24 protein-coding genes are annotated in these 24,977 nt (G+C 68.7%); all 24 read right to left on the bottom strand.

Annotated features, from left to right (window positions below):
* Window position 1: 1 nt before the first annotated feature.
* Window positions 2–229: a DUF6704 family protein gene (locus tag QN350_RS06150; RefSeq protein ID WP_281535076.1), complete on the bottom strand. Its 228-nt coding sequence runs from the start codon at window positions 227–229 to the stop codon at window positions 2–4.
* Between the two features lie 105 nt (window positions 230–334).
* Window positions 335–1,009: a Trp biosynthesis-associated membrane protein gene (locus tag QN350_RS06155; RefSeq protein ID WP_322139985.1), complete on the bottom strand. Its 675-nt coding sequence runs from the start codon at window positions 1,007–1,009 to the stop codon at window positions 335–337.
* On the bottom strand, window positions 1,010–2,584 hold the full coding sequence (locus QN350_RS06160; RefSeq protein ID WP_322139986.1) for an anthranilate synthase component I: 1,575 nt from the start codon (window positions 2,582–2,584) through the stop codon (window positions 1,010–1,012). It abuts the gene before it with no gap.
* The gene (hisI, locus tag QN350_RS06165) at window positions 2,581–2,982 is read right to left on the bottom strand and encodes a phosphoribosyl-AMP cyclohydrolase (protein ID WP_322139987.1); all 402 of its coding nucleotides are present in this window, start codon (window positions 2,980–2,982) and stop codon (window positions 2,581–2,583) included. The genes QN350_RS06160 and hisI overlap by 4 nt, the downstream gene beginning before the upstream one ends.
* Window positions 2,982–3,743, bottom strand: a complete 762-nt coding sequence (gene hisF, locus QN350_RS06170; RefSeq protein WP_322139988.1) for an imidazole glycerol phosphate synthase subunit HisF — start codon at window positions 3,741–3,743, stop codon at window positions 2,982–2,984. Before hisF ends, hisI begins: the two co-directional genes overlap by 1 nt.
* Window positions 3,744–3,781: 38 nt before the next feature.
* Complete coding sequence (gene hisG / locus QN350_RS06175) at window positions 3,782–4,621, bottom strand: ATP phosphoribosyltransferase (RefSeq protein ID WP_322139989.1); 840 nt, start codon at window positions 4,619–4,621, stop codon at window positions 3,782–3,784.
* Between the two features lie 74 nt (window positions 4,622–4,695).
* On the bottom strand, window positions 4,696–4,959 hold the full coding sequence (locus QN350_RS06180; protein WP_134531947.1) for a phosphoribosyl-ATP diphosphatase: 264 nt from the start codon (window positions 4,957–4,959) through the stop codon (window positions 4,696–4,698).
* 12 nt (window positions 4,960–4,971) lie between these two features.
* Window positions 4,972–5,640 (bottom strand): ribulose-phosphate 3-epimerase, encoded by a 669-nt coding sequence (gene rpe, locus QN350_RS06185; RefSeq protein WP_322139990.1) that lies wholly within the window; start codon window positions 5,638–5,640, stop codon window positions 4,972–4,974.
* 105 nt (window positions 5,641–5,745) lie between these two features.
* Window positions 5,746–7,137: an RsmB/NOP family class I SAM-dependent RNA methyltransferase gene (locus QN350_RS06190; RefSeq protein WP_322139991.1), complete on the bottom strand. Its 1,392-nt coding sequence runs from the start codon at window positions 7,135–7,137 to the stop codon at window positions 5,746–5,748.
* Window positions 7,134–8,051 (bottom strand): methionyl-tRNA formyltransferase, encoded by a 918-nt coding sequence (gene fmt / locus QN350_RS06195; RefSeq protein ID WP_322139992.1) that lies wholly within the window; start codon window positions 8,049–8,051, stop codon window positions 7,134–7,136. Before fmt ends, QN350_RS06190 begins: the two co-directional genes overlap by 4 nt.
* Window positions 8,052–10,121 carry a primosomal protein N' gene (locus tag QN350_RS06200; protein ID WP_322139993.1) on the bottom strand — a complete coding sequence of 690 codons (2,070 nt, stop codon included), beginning with the start codon at window positions 10,119–10,121 and terminating at the stop codon, window positions 8,052–8,054.
* Window positions 10,122–10,123: 2 nt separating this feature from the next.
* Window positions 10,124–11,317 (bottom strand): methionine adenosyltransferase, encoded by a 1,194-nt coding sequence (gene metK / locus QN350_RS06205; RefSeq protein ID WP_281535082.1) that lies wholly within the window; start codon window positions 11,315–11,317, stop codon window positions 10,124–10,126.
* A gap of 48 nt (window positions 11,318–11,365) precedes the next feature.
* Entirely contained in the window at window positions 11,366–12,580 is a 1,215-nt protein-coding gene (gene coaBC, locus QN350_RS06210) for a bifunctional phosphopantothenoylcysteine decarboxylase/phosphopantothenate--cysteine ligase CoaBC (RefSeq protein ID WP_323502549.1), read from the bottom strand.
* A gap of 20 nt (window positions 12,581–12,600) precedes the next feature.
* Window positions 12,601–12,858 carry a DNA-directed RNA polymerase subunit omega gene (gene rpoZ, locus QN350_RS06215; RefSeq protein ID WP_134448746.1) on the bottom strand — a complete coding sequence of 86 codons (258 nt, stop codon included), beginning with the start codon at window positions 12,856–12,858 and terminating at the stop codon, window positions 12,601–12,603.
* Window positions 12,859–12,911: 53 nt separating this feature from the next.
* Complete coding sequence (gene gmk / locus QN350_RS06220; protein ID WP_322139995.1) at window positions 12,912–13,832, bottom strand: guanylate kinase; 921 nt, start codon at window positions 13,830–13,832, stop codon at window positions 12,912–12,914.
* Window positions 13,825–14,694, bottom strand: coding sequence for an orotidine-5'-phosphate decarboxylase (pyrF, locus tag QN350_RS06225; RefSeq protein WP_281535085.1), 870 nt, complete (start codon window positions 14,692–14,694; stop codon window positions 13,825–13,827). Before pyrF ends, gmk begins: the two co-directional genes overlap by 8 nt.
* Window positions 14,691–17,978, bottom strand: coding sequence for a carbamoyl-phosphate synthase large subunit (carB, locus tag QN350_RS06230; RefSeq protein WP_322139996.1), 3,288 nt, complete (start codon window positions 17,976–17,978; stop codon window positions 14,691–14,693). The genes pyrF and carB overlap by 4 nt, the downstream gene beginning before the upstream one ends.
* On the bottom strand, window positions 17,978–19,114 hold the full coding sequence (gene carA, locus QN350_RS06235; RefSeq protein ID WP_281536047.1) for a glutamine-hydrolyzing carbamoyl-phosphate synthase small subunit: 1,137 nt from the start codon (window positions 19,112–19,114) through the stop codon (window positions 17,978–17,980). Before carA ends, carB begins: the two co-directional genes overlap by 1 nt.
* 94 nt (window positions 19,115–19,208) lie before the next feature.
* Window positions 19,209–19,757, bottom strand: coding sequence for a hypothetical protein (locus tag QN350_RS06240; protein ID WP_322139997.1), 549 nt, complete (start codon window positions 19,755–19,757; stop codon window positions 19,209–19,211).
* Entirely contained in the window at window positions 19,750–21,090 is a 1,341-nt protein-coding gene (locus tag QN350_RS06245) for a dihydroorotase (protein WP_322139998.1), read from the bottom strand. The genes QN350_RS06240 and QN350_RS06245 overlap by 8 nt, the downstream gene beginning before the upstream one ends.
* Entirely contained in the window at window positions 21,091–22,041 is a 951-nt protein-coding gene (locus tag QN350_RS06250; RefSeq protein WP_134531958.1) for an aspartate carbamoyltransferase catalytic subunit, read from the bottom strand.
* Window positions 22,038–22,580, bottom strand: a complete 543-nt coding sequence (gene pyrR, locus QN350_RS06255; protein ID WP_322139999.1) for a bifunctional pyr operon transcriptional regulator/uracil phosphoribosyltransferase PyrR — start codon at window positions 22,578–22,580, stop codon at window positions 22,038–22,040. Before pyrR ends, QN350_RS06250 begins: the two co-directional genes overlap by 4 nt.
* 101 nt (window positions 22,581–22,681) lie before the next feature.
* On the bottom strand, window positions 22,682–24,397 hold the full coding sequence (locus QN350_RS06260; RefSeq protein WP_323515958.1) for an HNH endonuclease signature motif containing protein: 1,716 nt from the start codon (window positions 24,395–24,397) through the stop codon (window positions 22,682–22,684).
* Between the two features lie 295 nt (window positions 24,398–24,692).
* Window positions 24,693–24,956 (bottom strand): hypothetical protein, encoded by a 264-nt coding sequence (locus QN350_RS06265; protein WP_322140001.1) that lies wholly within the window; start codon window positions 24,954–24,956, stop codon window positions 24,693–24,695.
* Between the last annotated feature and the right edge of the window lie 21 nt (window positions 24,957–24,977).

The raw sequence follows: 24,977 nt of genomic DNA on the forward strand, positions 1-24,977 counted from the left end.
GCTAATGACTCTCGTGCGGCGCGGCGTCGGCGACGCCGTAGCCCAGCCGGCTCAGAACGAAGCCGACGATGGGGCCGAGGACGAGGAGCACCGCAGAGGCCCACACCAGCCATGGCACGTTGAGGAAGAAAGCGACGGTGCCGATCGTGATCGCAACGAGCATGACGACGACGGCCGTCCAGGCCGCGATCGAGTGGCCTTCGCCTGGGTCTACCGACTCGAAGCTCATGGTTCTCCTTTTGGGCGTCAACTGCGTACGGAGGGGCGTCCTCTGCGAACGCGTGGAATGTGGGTCCTGGTGCTGCTCAAGTCTAGCGGCGGCGTCGATCACAGGTCACCGGTCACCGGCCGTATCGGTGGGGTCGTCGCCGCGGGTCAGCCCGTCCCAGGTGATGACGGCATCCTCGCGATCGTCCGCACCCGCCGTCGTGCCAGGGGCGGCAGCGGCAGCACCGAGGGCGCCGGGGGCGCCGGGGGCGCCGTCTGCGGACTCGAAACGCACGGCCTGGTATCTGCTCGTCGTGCCGGGCCAGCGGGGACCCGTCACGAGGATGCCGACACCGGCGGCGACCATCACGACGCCGGCCGCGAAACCGGCGAAGGCCCAGGGCGTCAGGGCCGCAGCCGTGACGCCGTCCTGGATCGAGGCGTTGCCGGCGATGCCGGTCGCCTTGGTGATGGCGGCCGCACTCGCGGCGGCGGGGTTTCCGATGGCGAGGCCGGCGCCGAGGGAGACCGAGAAGCCGAGCAGCACCTCGAGCGCGCCGAGCACCACCCGGATCACGGGGCCCGCGATCGTGAGCGCGCCGGCAAGGGCGATGCCGGCGAGGGAGAGGGCGCTCAGCGCGCCCGCGGCAGTCGAACCGCTGATCGGGAGCTGGACGGTCGAGGATCCCTGCACGACGCGCACGTCGACCCAGACCTGGCTCCAGGCGAGGAGTGCGAGTCCGCTCGCGGCGATCACGAGGAGCACCAGCCGGAGCTTGAGGGTGCGGCCGGTTCGCTTCACCTAGTGCACCCGCTTCATGGCGTTGGCGATCGCCACGGCGCGCAGCGGCGCCGTGGCCTTGTTGACCGATTCCTGGAACTCGCTCGCGGGATCGGAGTCCGCGACGAGGCCTCCCCCGGCCTGCACCCTGGCGACGCCGTTGCTGATCGTCGCCGTACGGATGGCAATGGCCAGGTCGGCGTCTCCGGCAAACCCGAAGTAGCCGACCACGCCCCCGTAGACACCGCGCTGGGTGGGTTCGAGGTCGTCGATGATTTCAAGCGCCCGTGGCTTCGGGGCCCCGGACAGCGTTCCGGCGGGAAAGGTCGCCCGGAACACGTCGATGGCCGTCTTCCGAGGCAGCAGGTTGCCCTCGACGGAGGAGACGAGGTGCATGATGTGGCTGAAGCGCTCGATGCGCTTGAATTCGGTGACCTCGACGGAGCCGGGCGCGCAGACCTTGAGCAGATCGTTCCTCGCGAGGTCGACGAGCATCAGGTGTTCCGCACCCTCCTTGGGGTCGCCTGCGAGCTCGGTCTCGAAGTCGGCGTCCTGCTCCGGGGTGGCGCCGCGCGGCTTGGATCCGGCGATCGGGTGGGTGAACACGCGTCCGTTCTGCACCTTGACGAGGGCCTCAGGGGAGGATCCGACGATCCAGTACGGCTCCCCCGCGACGGATTCGAGGCCGAGCAGGTACATGTACGGGCTGGGGTTGAGGCTGCGAAGCACCCGGTAGACGTCGATCGGGTCCGCGGTGCAGTCCTGGTCGAAACGCTGGGAGATGACGACCTGGAAGATGTCCCCATCGACGATGTGCTGCTTGGCGGTATCGACGGAGGCGAGGAAGTCGTCGCGGGTGGTCCTGGCGCGCATGGTCGCGGGGGCCGACATGTCGACCTCGGCGAGCCAGGCCTCCGCGGGCACGGCGAGCCGGGCCTGCATCGAGTCGAGCCTGGCCTGGGCGCTCGCCCACAGGGTGTCTGCGGCATCGATCCCGTCGTTCAGGACGTTGGCGATCAGCTGGACGGTGCCGAACTTGTGGTCGATCGCGACGAGGTCGGCCACGAAGCTGAAGGCCTGGCCGGGTACGTCGTAGTCGGCGGTGGGCTGGTGGGGCAGCCGCTCCAGCTGGCGAACGGCCTCCCAGCCGATGAAGCCGACGAGACCACCGGTGAGGGGCGGGTGCTCGGGGAGCCGGGGCGTCTGCCAGCGGGCGTACAGGGTGGCGAGGGCCTCGAGCGGCGGCTGGGCCGCTGCAGGGCCGAGGACGCGTGCGGCGTCGACGCCGTACGGGATCCACCGGGTTTCCGAACCCTCCTGGGTGAGGACGCCGAACGAAGACACCCCGACGAAGGAGAACCGGGACCAGATCCCGCCCTGTTCCGCCGATTCGAGCAGGAAGCTGCCCGGCTGCCCGGCCGCGAGCTTGCGGTAGATGCCGACGGGGGTCTCACCGTCGGCGAAGAGTTCGCGAATCACGGGGATGACGCGGTGCCCGGCCACGAGCTCATCGAACTGCGCCGCCGTCGTCGTGCCTGCCGTTGTGGTACCAGCGGTTGTCGTGCCTGCCGTCGTCGTGGGGGCATCCGTCGTCATGCGTGTTCTCCGTCCGGGGCGTCGGGGGTGGCAGCGGGCGTTGCGCCGTGGGCGACGTCGATGTCCCGCCCGTCGAAGCACGTGCGGGTTCCCGTGTGGCAGGCGCCGCCCACCTGGTCGACCTGCACGAGCAGGGTGTCTGCGTCACAGTCGAACGCGGCGCCGTGCACGTACTGGGCGTGCCCGGACGTGTCACCCTTGCGCCAGTATTCCTGGCGCGAGCGCGACCAGAACGTCACGCGGCCCTCTGAGAAGGTCCGCCGGAGGGCTTCCTCGTCCATCCAGCCGAGCATGAGCACCTCACGGGTGTCCCACTGCTGGATCACGGCGGGCAGGAGGCCGTCCGCATTGAAGACGGCGCACCCGAGGGCGTCCTCGATGGTCTGCAGGGGTGTCATCAGCGCACCACGAGTCCTTCCCTGGCGAGTTCGTGTTTGACGTCTCCGATGCTGAGCTCGCCGTTGTGGAAGACGGATGCCGCGAGAACGGCGTCCGCGCCCGCCCGGATGGCGGGCGGAAAGTCTTCGACCCGCCCGGCGCCGCCCGAGGCGATCACCGGAACGGTGCTCAGATCGCGCATCAGGCCGATGAGTTCGAGGTCGAACCCGGCCTTGGTGCCGTCCGCGTCGATGGAGTTCACGAGCAGTTCCCCCGCTCCGAGTTCGATCGCGAGCCGCGCCCAGGCGAGGGCGTCGAGGTCGGTCTCGGTGCGACCGCCGTGGGTCGTCACGACGAAGCCGGACTCCGTGCGGCGGCTGCGCTTCACATCGAGCGAGAGCACGAGCACCTGGGAGCCGAAGCGGTCGGCGATCTCGCCGATCAGGGCTGGGCGGAGGATCGCGGCGCTGTTGACGCCGACCTTGTCGGCCCCGCTCGCCTGCAGCCGGGAGACGTCCTCGACACCCCGGATGCCGCCGCCGACGGTGAGCGGGATGAAGACCTGTTCTGCGGTGGCGCGCACGACGTCGTACGTCGTGGCCCGGTTGTCGACGGTCGCGGTCACGTCGAGGAACGTGAGTTCGTCTGCGCCCTGCTCGTAGTACCGGCGGGCCAGTTCGACCGGGTCGCCTGCATCCCTGAGGTTCTGGAAGTTGACGCCCTTGACGACCCGGCCGTTGGCCACGTCGAGGCAGGGGATGACCCGCACGGCAAGACTCACGATTGCACCTCCGCTGGTATTCTGCCCACGATCGGGCCCTAGAGGCGGGCGTTGTGGATGGCGCTGATCAGGATGGCCCGGGCGCCGAGTTCGTAGAGGGCGTCCATGATGTGGTTGCTGTCGTGGCGCGGGACCATCACTCGCACGGCGACCCAGTCGGGGTCGTGCAGGCTCGACACCGTCGGCGACTCGATTCCGGGGGCGAGCAGGCAGGCCGCGTCGAGTTTGACGAGGGGGATGTCGTAGTCCATCAGCACGTACTGGCGTGCGACGAGCACGCCCTGCAGGCGGCGGAGGAGCGTGTGGATCCCGGTGTTCTCGTTTTCGGAGGTGATCAGGACCGCCGTCGATTCGAGGATCACGGGGCCGAAGATCTCGAGGCCGGCCTTGCGCAGGGTCGTTCCGGTCGAGACGACGTCGGCGACGGCATCCGCGACACCGAGCTGCACGGCGGACTCGACGGCGCCGTCGAGGGTCACGAGGGTGACCGTGACGGAGTGACGGGCCAGGAAGGCTTCGACGAGGCCGGGGTAGCTCGTGGCGACGCGGAGCCCTTCGAGGTCGCTCAGCTCGCCGAAGCGTCCGGCGGGGCCCGCGAAGCGGAAGGTCGAGTCGCCGAAGTCGAGGCTCGCGATCTCTCGTGCCGGAGAGCCTGAATCGAGGAGCAGGTCCCGGCCGGTGATTCCGACGTCGAGCGCCCCGCTGCCGACGTAGGTGGCGATGTCGCGCGGACGCAGGTAGAAGAACTCGACGTCGTTGCGCGGGTCGGACACGACGAGGTCGCGAGGATCGCGACGGCCGGTGTAGCCGGCCTCGTGCAGCATCTGCGCTGCGGTTTCGGACAGGGAGCCCTTGTTGGGCACGGCAATTCTCAGCATCTCAACACTCTCAACAGGTCAGTTCTTGGGGGTAGCGTCTCGGGAACGGCGGAACCGGCCGCCGCAGCGACGGTTCAGAGGTGCTTGTAGACGTCGGCGAGGGTGAGCCCCTTCGCCAGCATCATGACCTGCACGTGGTACAGCAGCTGGCTCATCTCGGCGGCGGTTTCCTCGTCGCTCTGGAACTCCGCGGCCATCCAGACTTCGGCGGCTTCCTCGACGATCTTCTTGCCGATGGCATGCACTCCCGCGTCGAGTTCACGGACGGTTCCGGAGCCTTCCGGCCGGTTGAGTGCTTTTTCGCCCAGTTCAGCGAAGAGGTCGTCGAATGTTTTCACTCACCTAGGTTACTAGTGCGCGTGCGAGTGCGCGGTCGCGGCGGTTCTCAGGAGTGCGATCCGGGCCTCGGGATCCGGATAGCCGAAGACGCTCGAGCCGGCGACGAAGGTGTCAGCTCCCGCCTCTGCGGCCACAACGATGGTCTCCTCGGTGATGCCGCCGTCGACCTGCAGCCAGATGTCCCTGCCACTGGCGCTGACGGCATCCGCCACTGTGCGGAGCTTGCGCATCGTCGACGGCAAGAAGGACTGGCCCCCAAAACCGGGCTCGACCGTCATCACGAGGATCTGGTCGAATTCGGCGAGGAATTCGAGATAGGGCTCGACGGCGGTGCCTGGCTTCAGGGCGATGCCCGCGCGTGCGCCGGCCGCGCGGAGCTTGCGGGCCAGCTGGACGGGGTTTGTCGTCGCCTCGCCGTGGAACGTCACAGAGAATGCGCCGGCGCTTGCGAATTGCGGTGCCCACCGTTCCGGCTCCTCGATCATGAGGTGCGCGTCGACGGGCAGTCTGGAGACCTGCATGATGCGCTCGGCGACGGGGAGTCCGAAGGTCAGGTTCGGCACGAAATGGTTGTCCATCACGTCGACGTGCACGAGGTCCGCTGTGCGGATGCGGCCGAGGTCGCGTTCCAGGTTCGCGAAGTCGGCGGCAAGAATGCTGGGGCTGATCCTGATCGGCATGCCTTCACCCTAGCGCCGCAGGCATGCCGCCCCGCTCCGTGAGGTGTCGCACATCGACCTTCATTCGCCCGGCGAACGTCGATATGCGACACCTCACGAGTATTGCTAAGCGGTGCGCTCGAGCAGGGTGATGAACATCGCGTCCGTGCCGTGGCGGTGCGGCCACAGTTGCACGCTCGTTCCGTCGCCCGGCAGGTCGAGCGGGGTGCCGCTGAATCCCTGGACGACCGCGGCCGTGTCCACGGCCCGCACGCGGTCTCCCCACTTCTTCAGCGCCGTCGCGACGATACCGCGGCTCTCCGCGATATGCGGGGAACACGTGACGTACGCGAGGAGGCCGCCGGGCTTCAGGGCGCCGAGAGCGGCGTCGATGAGGCCGGACTGCAGGTCGGAGAGTTCGGCGACGTCGCGCGGGAGCTTGCGCCAGCGCGCCTCGGGCCGGCGTCGCAGGGCACCGAGGCCCGTGCACGGGGCGTCGAGCAGGATCCGGTCGAATTCCTCTGCGTGATTGACGGCGATGCGGGTCCCGTCGAGTTCCCAGACCGGCACGGTGCCGGGAACCGCGGTGAGGGCGCGGCGCACGAGCGTGGCCCTGGCCGGAACGAGCTCGTTCGCGACGAGTTCGGCGCCGCCCGTGCGTGCTTCGGCGGCGAGCAGTGCGGCCTTGCCGCCGGGTCCGGCGCACAGGTCCAGCCAGCGTTCGCCAGGTGTGATGGGGCGGGCCCGGCTCAGGGTGAGCGCCGCGAGCTGGGAGCCCTCGTCCTGCACCCGGATGCGGCCGTCATGATCGTTGACGAGGTGCACGGGGTCCCCGCCCGCGAGCATGAACCCGACCGGGGAATACTCGTTGGGGCGGCCGAGGCCCGCGGTCTCCTCCGCCGTCGTGATGCCCGGCAGCGCGACCATGTTGACCCGGGGTGCGGCGTTGTCGGCGATGAGCAGGTCTTCGAGTTCGGCCTCACGACCCTCGAGGCGCAGCGACTGCCGGAAGGCGCGCACGACCCAGACCGGGTGCGAGTGTTCGGCGGCGAGCCGGTCGTCTGCGGAGCTTGCTCCGGCGAGGACCCGTTCGCGCCACTCCTCCGGGGTCGAGCGGGAGATGGTGCGGAGCACGCCGTTGGTGAAGCCCGTGGCGGCGCGGGAGCCGACCTGCCGGGCCAGTTCGACGGATTCGTTGACGGCGGCGTGGGTCGCCACGCGCGTCGCGAGCAGCTGGTGGGCGCCGAGGCGCAGCACGTCGAGGATGGCCGGGTCGATCGCGGTGACCGGCCGGCCCGCCGCTTCCGCGATCACGAGGTCGTAGTAGCCCTGCATGCGCAGGGTGCCGTAGGTCAGTTCGGTCGCGAGGGCCGCATCCGCCGTGCTGAGTGCGGCCCGCTGGATGCGGGTCGGCAGCAGCAGGTTCGCGTAGGCATCCGACTCGCGGACAGCGGCGATGACCTCGTATGCGACCCGGCGGGCGGGCTGGACGAAGCCCTGGTGCTGCTGGACGCTCATGAGGCGACCACGTCCGTCGCTGCCATGCCGCGCCACCAGTCGATTGCCTTCATCTGTGTCTTTCCAGCCGGTTGCACCGTGACGAGCTCGAGCGGCTCCGTCCCGGTTCCTACCAGCACTTTCTTGTCGAATTCGCGAATCACGCCCGCCGGAAGCGGCTGGGCGCCGTGGGTCGGCGCGAGGCCGAGGACCTTGAGGCGCGCGTCGCCGAGCATGGTGAAGGCTCCGGGTTCCGGCGTCACGCCGCGCACCCGGTTGTAGACGGTGTCAGCGGATGCGGCCCAGTCGATCCTGGCATCGGCGAGGCCGAGCTTGGCGGCGGTGGTCGGCTCGCCCACTTGGGGCACTGCCTCGATCGTGCCGGCCTCGAGCTGGTCGACGACGTTCCTGAGCAGCACGGCACCGCTGTGGCTCAGGGACTCGAGGAGCCCGCCCGCGGTCGCGTGCCGGGAGATCGGTTCGGAGAAACTCGCGAACACGGCACCGGCGTCGAGCTCGGCGACGAGCTGGAAGACGGCCGCTCCGGTCCGTTCGTCGCCGGCCATGATGGCGCGCTGCACCGGCGCGGCACCGCGCCAGCGCGGCAACAGGGAGAAGTGCAGGTTGATCCAGCCGAGGCGCGGAACAGAGAGCAGGGGCTCCCGGACGAGCCCGCCGTATGCGACGATGACGCCGAGGTCTGGTGCGAGGGCGTCGATTTGTTCCGTCGCCGTAGCGTCGAGGCGATTGGTCTTGAGCAAATGTAGCCCGAGCCCGGCAGCGGCCTGCGCGAGGGGCGACGGGGTGAGCACGCGCTTCCGGCCGAGGGGGGCATCCGCCCGGGTGATGACGGCCGCGATGGAGTGCGGCGAGTCGGCAAGGGCCTGGAGACTAGGCACCGCCACCTGGGGCGTGCCCGCGAATACGAGTTTCATTTAGAGCAGCTCCGGGTCGTCGAATCGTACTTTGAGTGTAGGTGCCGGGCGGAAGGCGGCGCCTTTCGGCCGGCGACGGCGGGCTGCATTGCGCACGATCGCGGCCTTCACGAGCCGGGCCACCTCGTCGCCGTCCGCGTAGTTGAATCGCACGACGGCCCGGACAAGCGGATCGTCGGTCGTGACCGGACCGAGCACGTCGAGGCCTGGCACGTCCGCGAGGCCCTCGACCGCTGCGGCGACGTCGGCCGCTGTCCCCGTGACGGAGGCGACGCGCACGGCTGGCGGGAAGCGCAACTGCCTGCGGTCCGCGAGTTCTGCGGCCGCGAAGGCGCCGGGCTGCCACGCGTTGAGCGCCGTCGCGAGGGCCCCGCCGACCCCGGCGAGCATGACGGACGCGCCGGGCGCTGCGAGGGCAGCTGCGTTGCTCCACCACCGGAGGCAGTCCTCTGCGACGCCGAGGGATTCGCGGGCGAGCATCTTCTCACCGTCGAGGAGGAGGATCGCCCGGTAGCCGCCCGCGGGGATCGGCTCGGCCCCGCGCGTCGCGACGACGAGGGCGGGGGCCGCCCCGATCTGCTGCAGCGGATGCTCCCCGTCGGCGACGAGGACGAGCGCGCCGGGAAAGGCGCGGCCCAGTTCCTCTGCGGTGCGCCCGGTTCCGAGCGACACGACCCGCAGGGACGTGCCCTCGCAGTGCAGGCAGCTCCAGCCGGCGGCGAGCTTGCCGCACCAGCGGCAGGAGGGCACGGCGTTCGCGCTCGCGAGGGCGAGCGGTCCCTGGCAGTGCGTGCAGCGGGCCGATTTCTTGCAGGTCTGGCAGGCAAGGGTCGGCGCGTACCCCGGGCTCGCGACCTGCACGAGCACAGGTCCTTCGGCGAGGGCGGCCCTGGCCACCTGCCAGGCGGCGGAGGGGATCCGGTTGGTCCGCTCCTGACGGTCGGGGCTGAGCTGGAATTCGGTGGGGATCACCCGAGGATGACGCGGGCTCAGGGGATGCGCCTCGCCGAGGAAGCCCAGTTCGAGCAACCGCTGCACGGGCACACTGCGGGTGTGCCCGACGAACATCAGTGCGCAGCCGCTCAGGGCCTGACGGACCAGTGCGGCGTCGCGGGCGTTGACGTACGGACTGAGCGGTTCGGAGTGCAGCGGGTCCCCGTCGTCCCAGAGCAGGATCGCCCCGAGGTTGTGCGCGGGCGCATAGACCGCGGACCGGTTGCCGAGAATGATCCGCGGAGTGGGTTCCAGGCAGGAGAGGAAGGCCCGGTAGCGCTCCGGGTTCGGCTGGCGGGCGTCGACCCTGCTCACCGTGCCTGCCGGCGCGCAGACGTCGAGGGCGGCCTGGAGCTGGTCCTGGTCGCGGTAGTCGGGAACACAGAGAATGGCGCTTCGCCCGCTCCGCACGGTGGCGGCAGCGAGTTCGGCCATCGTGGTCGCCCAGTGTCCGACGGTGCGCCCGTCCGGCAGGGCGACGAGGGCGGGTACTGCGGCCACGCTGAGCCGCTTCCGCTCGGCGAGGGCCGCGTCGAGCAGACCGGCCGGGTAGTCCGGGAAACCGGAGGCTGACGCCGGCTCGGTTTCCGAATCCGGTTCGGCCTGGTCCCGCGCGGCCTGCTCGCCCGCGGCCTGCTCCTGCGCGGCGAGCCAGGCCTTCTCGACCCGCACCGCGCGAGGGGGGATCGCGAGCCGGAGCACATCGCTCGCGTTGCCGGCCGCGCGATCGGCGACCCGGCGGGCGAGACGCCAGACCTCCGCCGTGAGCACGGGCGCCGCGGACACGATGGCCTCGATCGGGCTCAGGGCGCCGTGGAAGTCGGCACCGGCACCCTTCGGGGGCTCGATATCTCCCGCCGGTGCGTTCAGGGTGGAGAGAACGGCTCCCCCGGCATCGAGCACCTCGATCAGGTACCCGTCGGCGACGCGCCCGGCCGAGCGCAACGGCACCCGGACCCGCACCCCTGGCCGCGCAGCGGCGGCGAGCTCGTCCGGGATGCCGTAGTCGAAGAGATGGTCGAGCTGGGGCAGCGTCGACTCGATCAGGACGCGTGCCACGAGGCCCGTGCGTCCCACGATCAAATCCCGGAGGCGCTTCTCAGCTCGTCGACGCGGTCCAGCCTCTCCCAGGTGAACTCGGGCAGTTCGCGACCGAAATGACCGTAGGTCGCCGTCTTCTGGTAGATCGGGCGGAGCAGGTCGAGGTGGTGGATGATCGCGGCGGGGCGCAGGTCGAAGACCTCGCGGATCGCCGCGGTGATCTCCTTGTCGGGCAGTGCCCCGGTTCCGAAGGTCTCGACGTAGAGCCCGACCGGCGCAGCTTTACCGATCGCGTACGCGACCTGGATCTCGAGTCGTTCGGCAAGCCCGGCGGCGACGGCGTTCTTGGCGACCCAGCGCATCGCGTATGCGGCGGAACGGTCGACCTTGGACGGGTCCTTACCGCTGAAGGCGCCACCGCCGTGACGGCTCGATCCGCCGTAGGTGTCGATGATGATCTTGCGGCCGGTGAGTCCGGCGTCGCCCTGCGGCCCGCCGATCTCGAAGCGACCGGTCGGGTTGATCAGCATGGTCAGGCTCGACGAATCGAGTTCGACGCGAGACAGCACCGGGCGGATCACGAGCTCTTCGATCTCGGCGCGGAGACGCTCCGTCGTGACGGAGGGGGCGTGCTGGGTGGACAGGACGACGGTCTCGACGGTGCGCGGGATGATGCCGTCGTAGCCGATCGTGACCTGGGTCTTGCCGTCGGGGCGGAGGTAGTCGAGTTCGCCGGACTTGCGAACCTCGGCGAGTCGTTCGGCGAGGCGGTGCGCGATCCAGATCGGGATCGGCATGAGCTCGGGAGTCTCCCGGGTGGCATAGCCGAACATGATGCCCTGGTCGCCTGCACCCTGGCGGTCGTAGTCTTCGACACTGGCCTGTTCGCGGTGCTCGAATGCGTCGTCGACGCCCTGTGCGATGTCCGGAGACTGGCCGCCGATCGAGATTTCGACCCCGCAGGAGCGACCGTCGAACCAGACGTCCGAGGAGTCGTACCCGATGTCGGTGATGCACTTGCGAACGATCGACGGGATCTCGACGTACGCTTCCGTCGACACTTCTCCCGCGACGTGCACGAGGCCGGTCGTGACCAGGGTCTCGACGGCCACGCGGCTGTTCGGATCCTCGGTGAGGAGGGCGTCGAGGATGCTGTCGGAGATCTGGTCGCAGATCTTGTCCGGGTGACCCTCGGTGACGGATTCGGAAGTGAAGAGGCGAAGATCGCTCATCTGGCCTGTCTCTGTGTTGATGGTGGAAAAGAAGTATGCAAGAAGGTGTCAGCCGAGTCCGGTGACCACGACATCAAGGATGCGGCCGGCCACTGACATTTTCGTCCCCGCGGCCTCCGCCACTATAACTCCGGCCGAATCGATGATCCGAACCTCGTTACGTTCCGCGGCGAAGCCTTCTGTCCAGCCGACCCTGTTGAGAACGAGGTAGTCGCAGCCCTTGCGCGCGAGCTTCTCCCGACCGAGGGAGAGGAGCCGGTCAGGGTCGGCCTCCGTCTCCGCCGCGAAACCGATCACGAGCTGACCTGCCGTCTTCGCCGCCGCGAGGCCGGCGAGGATGTCCGGGTTCCGGACGAGTTCGAGAGTGAGGGTGTCCCCCACATCCTCTTTCTTGATCTTGTCGCCCCGGACCTTCGCCGGGCGGTAGTCGGCCACGGCTGCGGCCATGATGACGGCGTCCGCGCCGACGGCCGCCTCGGTCACGGCGGACTGGAGTTCGAGTGCTGTGCCGACGAGGCGCGTCTCGATGCCCGCCGGCACCGGAATCTCGAGGTTCGCGGCGACCAGTACGACCGACGCTCCCCGCACCGTGGCGGCCTCGGCGAGGCGGACGCCCTGCTTGCCGCTCGAGCGGTTACCGAGGAAGCGGACGGGGTCGAGGGGTTCCCTGGTGCCGCCCGCGGTGATGACGATGCGCCTGCCGGAGAGGTCCCTGGCCGGGCCGGCCGGGTGCAGCGCCGCGAGGGCCGCAGAGACGATGACGTCCGGTTCCTCCATCCGGCCGGCACCGGAATCCGATCCGGTCAGGCGTCCAACGCCGGGGCCGACGATGATGACGCCGCGGTTTCGAAGGGTCTGCACGTTGTGCACCGTCGCCGGGTTGTTCCACATCTCGGTATGCATCGCCGGGGCGATCACGAGTGGCGCGGTGCTCGCGAGGATCGTGTTGCCGAGCAGGTCGTCGGCGAGGCCGGCCGCGAGCTTGGCGATCGTGTTCGCCGTCGCAGGAGCCACGACGATCAGGTCCGCCGACTGGCCGATGGCGACGTGGCGCACTTCAGCGACACCTTCGTAGAGATCGGTGTGCACGGGATTCCGTGAGATCGCCTCGAGTGTCGGCCTGCCGACGAAGCGCAACGCCGCTGGCGTCGCCACCACGTGCACGGAGTCCCCGAGCAGCACAAAAGCGCGCACGATGTTGACCGCTTTGTACGCGGCGATGCCGCCGGTGATTCCGACGACGATCGTGCGTCCGTGCGACATCCTGCGCGCTTCGCGGGGCGCTACTCGACGATCGGGCGGGAGACGAGCTTGTCTTCGTTGATTTCGCGAAGTGCCACGGAGAGCGGCTTGTCGTCGACGGTCGAGTCGACGAGCGGACCGACGTTGTCGAAGAGGCTGCCTTCGTGCAGGTCGGCGTAGTAGTCGTTGATCTGGCGGGCGCGCTTGGACGCGAAGATCACGAGCGCGTACTTGGAGTCGACCTTGGTGAGCAGGTCGTCGATGGGCGGGTCAATGATACCGGTGGGCTTGTTGGCCAAGGTGGCACTCCTTCAGAGCGTTTGCGGCGAGTAGACGGATAAGTCGGGGTGCGTCAAAGCAGCGAGGGCGCTTTACGCAGATTCATCAAGTCTACGACTTCCCGGGCCGCTACATTGACCTCCTGGTTGACCACGCGGAAATCGAACTCGTCCTGGGCGGCCAGTTCGAGCTTCGCGGTCTCCAGGCGGCGGGCCTGTTCCGCGGGGCTTTCGGTGCCGCGGCCGATCAGTCGGCGCACCAGTTCGTCCCAGCTCGGCGGAAGCAGGAAGACCATTCGCGCTTCCGGCATGGCCGCTCGGACGGAGCGTGCCCCCTGCAGGTCGATTTCGAGGAGGACGCTGTGGCCGCTCGCGAGCGCCTGCTCCACGGGTTCGCGCGGGGTTCCGTAGCGGAAGGCATTGTGGACGACGGCCCACTCGAGGAGCTCCCCCGACGCGACCATGCGGTCGAATTCCTCATCGGTGACGAAGAAATAGCTCTTTCCTTCGACTTCACCAGGCCGAGGGGCGCGGGTCGTTGCCGACACGGAGAGCAGCACATCGGGGTAGTTCTCCCGGATGTAGCCGGCGACGGCACCCTTGCCGACCGCCGTCGGCCCTGCGAGCACGACGAGGTGTGCGTCGGAGGACCCACGACGGGAGACGGTCCGGTTGGCGAGGAACTCACGCAAACGGTCGCGCTGGTGCTTGCCGAGGCCGCCGAGCCGTTTGGACGGCGAAATCTCGAGCTGGGTCATGATCCGGCGCATCTTCGTGACTCCGATGGCCGGGATGCTGACGAGGAACTCCGTCGCGCGCAGGCGTCCTTCGACGCCGTCCGGATGATCGATGGCGGTGGCGAGCACGGCAAGCGGTGTGCGCTTCCCTGCCGCGATCTCGGCCTTGACCGCTGCGCGCGCTCGGCGCGCTGCGACGGCTGCGCGCGATGCGGCAACTCGATCGACGTCTGGTGGGGTAGGGCGATTCTCAGCCACGGGCCGCTCCTGCTTCAAGTACTCGGCGTGCGATCGCCTGTCCGATTCGTTCCGGGCCTGCCGACAATACGCTACGAGATTCACTCACTATTACGGTTTGAGCGTACCCCCCAAAGAGGTTTCCCAGATCAGCGACATGCGCACCCTGGTGACCAAATCCGGGAGCGAGGATCGGAGTGGCTCCGAAAGGGGGTGCCGCAGAGAGGTCGAGGCCGAAATCGGCAAGGTCGAGGGTCGCGCCGAGCACGACGCCGATGGAGCCGAGCCTGCCGGTTGCCCCCGCCCCAAGGTTGCGCTCGGCGACGTCGTCGAAGACGGCGCGGGCCACCGTGCCCCCGGCATAGGGACCATCGGGGACTCGGGCGCGCTGGACAGCGCTCGCCTCCGGATTCGAGGTTGCGGAGAGCACGAAGAGTCCCTTGCCCGCAGCGGCGGCCAGTTCGAAGACCGGCTCGAGAGAACCGACGCCCATGTACGCGTTGACGGTGATCGCGTCCACTTCGAGCGGGGACCCGGGGGTGAGCCAGGCCTCGCCGTATGCCGCGACGCTCGTTCCGAGGTCGCCGCGCTTGACGTCCGCGATCACGAGCAGTTCTGCGGCGTGGGCGTCCGCGAGCACGCGTTCGAAGGCGAGGTAGCCCCGCGACCCGAACCGCTCGTAGAAGGCGAGCTGGGGCTTGACGAGGCCGACCCGGCCCGCGCACGCGGCGACGACGAGACGCCCGAAGGTCTCAGCGCCGTCAGCGGTGTCCGGCAGGTTCCAGTCCGACAGCAGCCAGGCGTGCGGATCGATACCCACGCAGAGCTGGCCCCACCGGCCGAAGGCGTCGTCGAGGCGGTCGCCGAAGGTGGCACCGGTCACAGCAGGGCTTCCCGCGTGAGGGCATACTCCTGGAGCGATGTCACCTCGAACCCGCCTCGAATCGCGTCGATGGAGGCGACCGCGGCGCTGAGCTCCGCGATCGTGGTGAACAGCGGCAGGTCGGCGGCGACGGCCGCCGCCCGGATCTCGTAGCCGTCTGCGCGGGCGGTCCGACCGCCGGGGGTGTTGATGACGATCTGCACCTCTTCCCTGCGAATCAGTTCGACGATCGACGTGTCTTCCTCGTCGTGCTTCTCGCTGAACTTCGTGACGACACGCGCCCGGATTCCGTTGCGCTGCAACACCTCCGCGGTGCCCTCGGTCGCGGCGATCTCGTAGCCGAGCTGCTGCAGGCGCAGCATCGGCAGGATGATCGCACGCTTGTCGCGGTCGGAGACCGAGACGAACACGGTTCCGCTTAGCGGGATTCCGCCGTACGCGGCGAGCTGGCTCTTCGCGAAGGCGCGGGGGAAGTCGCGGTCGATACCCATGACCTCGCCGGTCGAGCGCATCTCCGGGCCGAGCACGGAATCGACGACGTGACCTTCCGGAGTGCGGAACCGGTTGAAGGGCAGCACGGCCTCCTTCACGGCGACCGGCGATTCCATCGGGACACGGGAGCCGTCGATGAGAGGCAGCTTTCCACTCGCCTTGAGCTCGGCGATGCTGGTTCCGACCATGATGAGCGCTGCAGCCTTGGCGAGGGTGATCCCGAGCGCCTTGGCGACGAAGGGTACCGTGCGGGAGGCCCGCGGGTTCGCCTCGAGCACGTAGAGCACACCGGCGCCGATGGCGAACTGCACGTTGAGCAGGCCGCGCACGCCGATGCCCTGCGCGATGCCGAGGGTGGCCTCGCGGACCCGGTTGATCTCGGCACGGCCGAGGGTCACGGGCGGCAGGGTGCAGCTCGAGTCCCCGGAGTGGATGCCGGCTTCCTCGATGTGCTCCATGACGCCCCCGATGTAGAGCTCGGTCCCGTCGTAGATCGCGTCGACGTCGATCTCGATCGCGTCGTCCAGGAACCGGTCGACGAGCACAGGGTGCGACGGGCCGATGATGCCCTGACCCTGCATGCGCTCGAAGTAGTCCGCGAGCGACAGGGAATCGTAGATGATCTCCATGCCGCGTCCGCCGAGCACGTAGCTCGGGCGGACGAGGACCGGGTAACCGATCTCCTCTGCGACGACGACCGCACCGGTGAAGTCGGTGGCGACGCCGTTGCGGGGAGCGAGCAGGCCGGCCTCGTCGAGGATCTTCGAGAACAGGCCGCGCTCCTCCGCGAGGTCGATCGCGGTGGGCGAGGTGCCGAGGATCGGGATGCCCTCCGCCTCGAGTCCCTTCGCGAGTCCGAGGGCCGTCTGGCCGCCGAGCTGCACGACGACGCCCACGAGTTCGCCGCTCTGGCTCTCCGCGTGGATGATCTCGAGTACGTCTTCGAGGGTGAGCGGCTCGAAGTAGAGCCGGTCGCTCGTGTCGTAGTCCGTCGAGACGGTCTCAGGGTTGCAGTTGATCATGATGGTCTCGTAGCCGGCCTCGGAGAGGGCGAACGAGGCGTGCACACAGGAGTAGTCGAACTCGACGCCCTGGCCGATGCGGTTCGGACCGGAGCCGAGGATGACGACCTTGCGGCGGTCGCTCGGGACGACCTCGGTCTCCTCGTCGTAGCTCGAGTAGTGGTACGGGGTCAGGGCCGGGAACTCCCCCGCGCAGGTGTCGACGGTCTTGTAGACCGGGCGCACGCCGAGGATGTGCCGGACCTTGCGGACATCCGCTTCACCGAAGCCGCGGAGTTCGCCGATCTGGGCGTCGGAGAAACCGTGGTCCTTCGCGGTGCGGAGGATGTCCGTGTCGAGCCGTTCGGAGGCCGCGACCTCGTCGGCGATCTCGTTGATGAGCACGATCTGGTCGATGAACCACGGGTCGATCTTGGTGGCTTCGAAGACCTGGTCGATCGTGGCGCCCTTGCGGAGGGCCTGCTGCACGGTGACGATTCGGCCGTCCGTCGGGATCGACGCGACCTCGAGCAGCTCCTCGAGCGTGCGGGTCTCCTCGCCCCAGTGGAACGACGATCCACGCTTCTCGAGCGAGCGCAGTGCCTTTTGCAGGGCGGATGCGAAGGTGCGGCCGATCGCCATGGCCTCGCCGACGGACTTCATGGTCGTGGTGAGGCGCGGGTCTGCGGCGGGGAACTTCTCGAACGCGAAACGTGGCACCTTGACCACGACGTAGTCGAGGGTCGGCTCGAAGCTTGCGGGGGTGACCTGGGTGATGTCGTTCGGGATCTCGTCGAGCCGGTAGCCGAGGGCGAGCTTCGCGGCGATCTTCGCGATCGGGAAGCCGGTGGCCTTGCTCGCGAGGGCGGATGACCGGGACACCCGGGGGTTCATCTCGATCACGATGATGCGCCCGTCGGCCGGGTCGATCGCGAACTGGATGTTGCAGCCGCCGGTGTCGACGCCGACGGCGCGGATGATGTCGATGCCGATGTCGCGGAGCTTCTGGTATTCGCGGTCGGTGAGCGTGAGCGCGGGGGCGACGGTGATCGAGTCGCCGGTGTGCACGCCGACCGGGTCGACGTTCTCGATCGAGCAGACGACGACCGTGTTGTCGGCCGTGTCGCGCATCATCTCGAGTTCGTATTCCTTCCAGCCGAGGATGGATTCCTCGAGGAGGACCTCGGTGGTCGGGCTCTGGTGCAGGCCGTCGCCGACGATGCGGCGCAGTTCCTCTTCGGTGTACGCGAAGCCGGAACCGAGCCCGCCCATCGTGAACGACGGGCGCACCACGAGCGGGTAGCCGAGGTCTTCGGCGAAGCCGATGGCCTCGTCCACGGTGTGCGCGATGTGCGAACGGGCGACGTCCGCGCCGGCGTCCAGTACGAGCTGCTTGAAGATCTGGCGGTCTTCGCCCTTCTGGATCGCCTCGAAGGATGCGCCGATCAGTTCGACGTCGTACTTCTCGAGGATGCCGCGCTCGTGCAGCTGGATGGCCGCGTTGAGCGCGGTCTGGCCGCCGAGGGTCGGCAGGATCGCGTCCGGGCGTTCCTTGGCGATGATCGTCTCGAGGATCTCCGGGGTGATCGGCTCGATGTACGTCGCATCCGCGAAGTCGGGGTCCGTCATGATCGTGGCCGGGTTCGAGTTGACCAGGATCACCCTGACGCCCTCCGCGCGGAGCACGCGGCAGGCCTGGGTTCCGGAGTAGTCGAATTCGCAGGCCTGGCCGATCACAATCGGCCCGCTTCCGATGACCAGGACGCTGTTGATATCGTCGCGCTTGGGCATTACTTGGCGTCTCCTGCTCCGGCGGCCGCCGTGTGGGCGGTCACCATGTCCCTGAACCGATCAAAGAGGTAGTTGGCGTCGTGCGGGCCTGCCGCAGACTCGGGGTGGTACTGCACGGAGAACGCCGGAATGTCGAGGCAGCGGATGCCTTCGACGACCTGGTCGTTCAGGCTGTAGTGGCTGACCTCGACCCGTCCGAAACCGGTTCGGGAGTCACTGACGCCTTCGATCGGCATGTCGACGGCGAAGCCGTGGTTCTGCGACGTGATCTCGACGCGGCCGGTGGTCTTGTCGAGCACCGGCTGGTTGATTCCGCGGTGGCCGAAGGGAAGCTTGTAGGTGCGGAAACCGAGCGCCCTGCCGAGGAGCTGGTTGCCGAAGCAGATGCCGAAGTACGGCACCCCGGCCCGGAGCACTTCCTGCAGCAGGGTGACGTGCGCGTCGGACGCGGCGGGGTCGCCTGGTCCGTTGGAGAAGAACAGCGCGGTCGGGCCCAGCGAGAGAACGTGCTCCGCCGTGACCGACTGGGGCAGGACGAGTACTTCGAAGCCGCGTTCGGCGAGGTAGTTGAGCGTCGAGGTCTTGACGCCGAGGTCCAGCACGGCGACGGAGCCGATCCGCTCGCCCTTCGCCGGAATCTGGAAGGGTTCGACCGTTGAGACCTGGTCCGACAGGTTGCGGCCGCGCATCGCGGCGCCGCCGCGGACGAGTTCGAGCTGTTCCCCCGCCGACAGGTCGAAGGCTGGGCCGGAGAAGATGCCGCTCTTCATGGCGCCGGCGGAGCGGATGTGCCGGGTGATCGCCCGGGTGTCGATGCCACTGATCCCGACGACCTCATTGTTCGTGAGGTCCTCGTCGAGGGTGCGCGTCGAGCGGAAGTTCGAGGCGATCCTGGCCGGTTCGCGCACGATGAATCCGGCGACCCAGATCCGGGAGGACTCCATGTCCTCGTCGTTGGCCCCGGTGTTGCCGATGTGCGGGGCGGTCATCAGGACGATCTGGCCGGCGTATGACGGGTCGGTCAGGGTTTCCTGGTAGCCGGTCATCCCGGTCGCGAAGACGATCTCGCCGAGAGTCTGTCCGCGGCTGCCGTATGCGCGGCCGACGAAGCGCCTGCCGTCCTCCAGGACGAGCACGGCGGGGGCCGTGGTCGGCGTGGTGGGTGTGCTGGGTGTGCTGGGTGTCGTCTCGTCGGGTGTCGCCTGGGCCTGGGCCTCGGTGTCGCTCACGCTACGCCTCGCTTTCGTCGTGCGCGGCCGGGCGCAGGGCACCCGCCGCTTCGGTTCGGATCGACGCGCTCACGCGGGCGCGCTCGGTGGGGTCAAGGATGCGGAAGTAGCTGTCGACGACCTGGCCCGCGGCATCCGCGTGCGGCTGGAGGCGCCAGCGGAGCAGGAGCAGGCCGCCGGTCTCGACGGCGCGGTCGATGGTCCAGGTGGCGTCTTCGAGAGCCGTCACGGCTTCTGTGGGGATGAAGACCGGGTTCTCGCCGACCAGGTCGAGGAGCACGCCGGCAGTCGTCACGGTGATCAGGGCGCGGGCCCGGAAGCCGAGGCCGCGGATGTTGAGACGTTCGAGCTGTCGGCCTTCCCGTGTGGTCGCGACGTAGAACGCTTCGGCCGTTGCGAGCACCGCGGCGGGCTCGTCCGCCCCGGGGAGTGGGTACCCTGCGGTCAGGGCGACGTCGCGACGGGTGCGCGCACGCCAGCTGCGGAGCATGAGCGCGAGCACGGCGACCAGGACCAGGCCGATCAGGATGGCGGGGATGGTGCTATCCATGGTGGGGTTCCTCTCGTCCGCCGAGTTCGGCGGGGGCCCTGAGGACCCCGTCGAGTACGGTCGCCGTGCCGCGGTGGAAGACGGCGACGACCCGGCCGGGCAGGGTCATCGCGAGGTAGGGCGAGTTGGTGCTCTTTCCCGCGAGCTTGTCCCTGCCGAACTCCCGGCTCGCTGCCGGGTCGTAGAGGGTGACGTTGGCGGGGGCGCCGACCTCGAGTGCCCGGCCCTGACTCGCGAGGCGCCCGATCCGCGCCGGGGCCGCTGAGAGCACCCGCGAGACGTCCCTCCAGTCGAGCAGTCCGGTGTCGACGACGGATGCCTGCACGACCGAGAGGGCGGATTCGAGTCCGACCATCCCGTTGGCGGCTGCATCCCATTCACAGTCCTTGGACTCGACGGGGTGCGGCGCGTGATCGGTCGCGACGATGTCGATCGTGCCGTCTGCGAGGCCGGCGCGAAGCGCGTCGACGTCTTCGCGACGGCGCAGCGGCGGATTGACCTTGTAGCGGGCGTCGTAACCGCGGACCAGGTCCTCGGTGAGGAGCAGGTGGTGTGGGGTGGCTTCCGCCGTCACGTTGATGCCACGCGCCTTGGCCCAGCGGATCACGTCGACGGCGCCGGCCGTCGAGACGTGGCAGACGTGCAGGCGGCTCCCGACGTGCTCGGCGAGCAGGACGTCGCGCGCGATGATGGATTCCTCAGCGACGGCGGGCCAGCCGGCTAGGCCGAGTTCGCTCGAGAGCGCACCCTCGTTCATCTGGGCCTTCTCGGTGAGTCGCGGGTCCTGGGAGTGCTGGGCGATGACGCCGTCGAAGGCCTTGACGTATTCGAGGGCGCGACGCATCAGGAGGGGGTCCGAGACGCAGAATCCGTCATCGGAGAAGACCCGGACGCGGGCGCGGCTCGTCGCCATGGCCCCCAGTTCGGCGAGGCGCTCCCCCGCGAGGCCGAGGGTGACGGCGCCGATCGGCTGGACCGTGACATACCCGGCCCTTTCGCCGAGGGCGAGTACCTGCTCGACGACGCCGGCGGTGTCCTGCACCGGAGAGGTGTTGGCCATCGCGAAGACGCTCGTGAAGCCGCCGACGGCGGCGGCCTGGCTGCCGGTGAGGATCGTCTCGCTCTGCTCGTAGCCCGGTTCACGCAGGTGGGTGTGCAGGTCGACGAGGCCGGGAAGGGCGATGAGGCCGTCGGCGTCGATCACCGTGGCGCCGGCGTGAGAGAGTGCGGTGCCGAGTTCCTGAATGCGACCACCGAAGAGCAGCAGGTCGGTGCGGGTGCCGTCGGCGAGGCTCGCGTTGCGGATCAGGTAGCGGGTGGCCGTGGTGTCCATTTAGCTTTCCTCCCGGTCGCCCGACATGAGCAGGTACAGTGCCGCCATACGTATCGAAACACCGTTCGCGACCTGCTCGAGCACGGTCGATGCGGCCGAATCTGCAGCGGCTGAGGAAATCTCCAGGCCGCGGTTCATCGGGCCGGGGTGCATGACAATGCTAGTCGGCGCGAGACGGGCGAAGCGCTCATCGTCGAGTCCCCAGCGCCGGGAGTACTCCCGGCTGTTGGGGAAGAAGGCCGCATTCATTCGTTCCTGCTGGATCCTGAGCATCATGATCACGTCCGGCCCTGCGTCGATCGCGTCGTCGAGATCGAAGCTCACCGCTGCCGGCCAGCCGGTCATGTCCATCGGGAACAGGGTGGGCGGTGCGACCATCGTGACTTCGGCTCCGAGTGTCGTGAGCAGCCAGAGGTTGGAGCGCGCGACCCGGGAGTGCAGCACGTCACCGACGATGGTCACCGTGACGCCGTCGAGGCCCTTGCCGCGGGAAGCGGCCTTGTGCAGCCGACGGCGGATGGTGAACGCGTCGAGAAGCGCCTGGGTCGGGTGTTCGTGAGTGCCGTCCCCGGCGTTGATGATGCCGGCGTCGATCCAGCCGCTCGTTGCGAGCACCTGGGGGGCGCCGGATGCCGGGTGCCGGATCACGACGCCGTCCGCGCCGATCGCGGCGAGGGTCTGGGCGGTGTCCTTGAGGCTTTCGCCCTTGGAGACGCTCGAGCCCTTTGCGCTGAAGTTGATCACGTCAGCACTCAGACGCTTCGCGGCGGCTTCGAAAGAGATCCGGGTGCGGGTGCTGTCTTCGAAGAAAAGGTTCACGACGGTCTTGCCGCGGAGCGTCGGGAGCTTGCGCACCTCGCGCGTGGAGACATCCGCCATGTCTTCAGCGATGTCGAGGAGCGTGATGGCGTCGTCGCGACTGAGGTCTTTGGTGGAAAGGAGGTGCTTCATTCGGCGCTCCCGCCGTCGATGCTCACGAATTCGTCGCCGTCGACCTCGAGGAGGTGCACATTGATGCGTTCCTCCGTCGAGCTCGGGAGGTTCTTGCCGACGAAGTCCGCACGGATCGGCAGCGCCCGGTGGCCGCGGTCGACGAGGACCGCGAGGCGTACGATCCCGGGACGGCCGTGGTCTCCGAGGGCGTCGAGGGCCGCGCGGATGGTGCGGCCGGAGTAGAGCACGTCGTCGACGAGCACCACGGTCGCACCGTCGATGCTCGCGGGCACGAGGGTGCGGGACGGCGTGCGCGTGCGGGTGTGAGAGAGATCGTCGCGGTACATCGTGACGTCGAGGGACCCCGAACTCACGGGTGCCGCGGCCGGTTCGATCCGCTCGATGATGTCGGCGATCCGCCGGGCGAGGGCAACGCCCCTGGTCGGGATGCCGAGGATGACGAGGTTGTCCGGTCCCCGGTTGGACTCCAGGATCTCGTGGGAGATCCGAGTCAAAGCCCGGGTTATTTCAGCCTGGTTGAGCACGATGCGTGACAAAACTAAGGCCTCCTTCCCCGCCTCACCGGACGGTTGTTAAAGGATGGCTGTTACCAATGCCCAGCCTAGCAGCAGCCCCGGCCAGGCCCGGTCAGTCGTGTTCAGTCGCGGTTGGGTGGTCCGGTGAGGACCTGGCGGGCGCGGTGCCGGTTTGGTGGCCGCCAGAGCCGTTGCGGGTCGATCAGCCCCGGCGCCCGGACCTGGGGTGAACCCTTCACCATCCGGATCTCCCACCCCGAGGTATCGATCGTGTGGTGATGGAACCAACACAGGAGCACCCCGTTGTCGACTGTCGTCGGCCCGTCCTTCGCCCACGGCTTCACATGGTGCACTTCGGCCCAGTGGGCCGGGGCTGTGCAGCCGGGGATGATGCAGCCGCCGTCGCGGGCGGTGATCGCCCGGCGCTGCGCCCGGTTGAAGTACCGCCGCTCCGGACCCAGCTTTAACACCTGGTTGTTCGCCCCGAACAACACCCCTTGGAACCCGCCGTCACAGATCCGCTGATGCACCGTCTTGAGCGACACCGGAGCCTCGACGCCGTCGATCCACCCGACGCCGACCCCGGAGGCGAGGTCCGCGGCGTTCACATGCACCATCACCGTCGGCGCCGACCCACCCATGCTGGGCGTGTCCTCGTCCCGGGCGGCGTGCTCGAACAACGCCCGCAGGATGTCCGCACGTTTCTCCCCGCCCGTGCGGCTATCCGCGCGCCGCTCCCGCAGCTTGGCCTCGATCACGTCGAGCTCCGGGCCCGTACCGGCGTCAGTGCCCGCGTCGGTGCCGTCAGTGGTGCCCGCGGTCTCGGCCCCGGGAATCATCTGCCCCGAGTCCATCAGTGCCTGCTCCTCCTCGGTGGGGAACGCGGGCCGGGCGTGGAAGCTGAGGAAGGCGTCGAAGAGGGTGTTCATCATCCCGAACAGTTCCGGCGTCACCCCGCCCTTCACCGGGTACAGGCCGTTCTTCAATTGTCCGAAGCCGATGTTCGATTTCGCCTCGAACAGGTCCTCCTGCGGGAGCATCCCGTCGGGGTCGAGGATGGCCTGCCATTGCAGCACCATGCCGCGGATCAGGTCCGCGGCCGCCGGCACCCCGGCGCCGGCGAGGATCTCGGTTTCCGGGGTGATCCACCCGGCCGCCGTGGCGACCAGGGCACGCTCGGCGACCTCCACCTCCGCCGGGACCGCCCGGTGACTCACCGCCCCGAGCCCCGTCGTGATCAGCTCGGCCACCTCCACACCGATGTCCCCCGCCGCCAGCGAGGCCCCGACGACCGGGAACAACGGCGGCAACACCGCCAGGCCCGCCCGGCGGGGCAACACCGCGTCCCCGAGCTTGATGCGCCGCTTGACCTCCCGGGCGGACACCCGGGTCACCCGGGTCAGTACGTCCCACGGCCCCCGGCAACCCATCTTCCAGGCCAGACCCTCCCGGCCGAGCACCCGGGCCCGCCGGTCGACGTCGGTTGCGGTGGTCACCCGGGCCGCATCCACCGTCCGCCCGATCGCCTCGACTTCTTTCAGCGCAGTGACGGCTTCCGCGTCACTGAGCAGCCCGACCGGAATCGCGGCTAGAGCGTCTACCAAGACTGCCCGGGCCGCGGCAAGCCGGGCGACAGCATCCGCATGCACCGACGGAACCGAGCCCGCCAGCCCGTCAGCGCCTTCGAAACCCTCGGCAATCGCAACCGGATGCGCCGACTGGCCTTGCCCATCCGACGATTCGGTGGATGCGAGGCCCACCGTGATGGGCTGATCCCCCGCAGTCCCGGAACCGGGTGTCTGCGGGGTGTGTGACTGGGGATCGGTAGCTCCTGCCATGCCCCGATTCTACCCCGAATCGAACAGGAATACGAGACTTGCTCATCTAATTTATGGTTGATCATCTTGAGTTTCAGACATCTAAGTGCGCACGCCAGGACTCTGTGGCTAACTCAGGAGATGCGCCCGGGTGAGCGACCCTGCCCGCGGATCAGTGAGGCCGATCCGACCCGACACCAGGAATCTCCTGAGTTAGCCACGCTCGCCGTCGCGCTGGACAGCGCGCGGCGCGCAGCTCGCGTGCGAGAGCGTCCCCACCGGCTAGGGAGGGCGCGGAATCGAGTCACTGGGCGATTCAGCGAAAGCTGGTCTCCTTGACCAGGCGGCCGTCCCTGGCCCAGGTGCGCCAGACGCCGACCTGACGACCGCGGTCGAATTCTCCCGTACGCATCAGCGTGCCGTCCGTGCGGAACCATTCCCACGCACCGTGCAGTTCCCCATCGAGGGTGCTCCCGCTTGCCTTGGTCTGCCCGTTGGCGTAGTGGTCGACTCGAGGCACGGGCGACGACGCGTGCGGACCGTCTGGTGCAGCGGACGACGGAATCGGTTCTGGGCTCACGCCCCCAGTCTCCCAGCCGAC

Origin of the sequence: Cryobacterium sp. 10I5 (assembly GCF_035019865.1) — a bacterium.
Lineage (GTDB): Bacteria > Actinomycetota > Actinomycetes > Actinomycetales > Microbacteriaceae > Cryobacterium > Cryobacterium breve_A.

Excerpts from the sequence above, each read along its gene's own strand:
- QN350_RS06150 (WP_281535076.1), bottom strand. The coding sequence starts at position 229 with ATGAGCTTCGAGTCGGTAGACCCAGGCGAAGGCCACTCGATCGCGGCC.
- QN350_RS06160 (WP_322139986.1), bottom strand. The coding sequence starts at position 2,584 with ATGACGACGGATGCCCCCACGACGACGGCAGGCACGACAACCGCTGGT.
- hisI (WP_322139987.1), bottom strand. The coding sequence starts at position 2,982 with ATGACACCCCTGCAGACCATCGAGGACGCCCTCGGGTGCGCCGTCTTC.
- hisG (WP_322139989.1), bottom strand. The coding sequence starts at position 4,621 with ATGCTGAGAATTGCCGTGCCCAACAAGGGCTCCCTGTCCGAAACCGCA.
- rpe (WP_322139990.1), bottom strand. The coding sequence starts at position 5,640 with ATGCCGATCAGGATCAGCCCCAGCATTCTTGCCGCCGACTTCGCGAAC.
- QN350_RS06190 (WP_322139991.1), bottom strand. The coding sequence starts at position 7,137 with ATGAGCGTCCAGCAGCACCAGGGCTTCGTCCAGCCCGCCCGCCGGGTC.
- fmt (WP_322139992.1), bottom strand. The coding sequence starts at position 8,051 with ATGAAACTCGTATTCGCGGGCACGCCCCAGGTGGCGGTGCCTAGTCTC.
- metK (WP_281535082.1), bottom strand. The coding sequence starts at position 11,317 with ATGAGCGATCTTCGCCTCTTCACTTCCGAATCCGTCACCGAGGGTCAC.
- coaBC (WP_323502549.1), bottom strand. The coding sequence starts at position 12,580 with ATGTCGCACGGACGCACGATCGTCGTCGGAATCACCGGCGGCATCGCC.
- carB (WP_322139996.1), bottom strand. The coding sequence starts at position 17,978 with ATGCCCAAGCGCGACGATATCAACAGCGTCCTGGTCATCGGAAGCGGG.
- QN350_RS06240 (WP_322139997.1), bottom strand. The coding sequence starts at position 19,757 with ATGGATAGCACCATCCCCGCCATCCTGATCGGCCTGGTCCTGGTCGCC.
- QN350_RS06245 (WP_322139998.1), bottom strand. The coding sequence starts at position 21,090 with ATGGACACCACGGCCACCCGCTACCTGATCCGCAACGCGAGCCTCGCC.
- QN350_RS06250 (WP_134531958.1), bottom strand. The coding sequence starts at position 22,041 with ATGAAGCACCTCCTTTCCACCAAAGACCTCAGTCGCGACGACGCCATC.
- QN350_RS06260 (WP_323515958.1), bottom strand. The coding sequence starts at position 24,397 with ATGGCAGGAGCTACCGATCCCCAGTCACACACCCCGCAGACACCCGGT.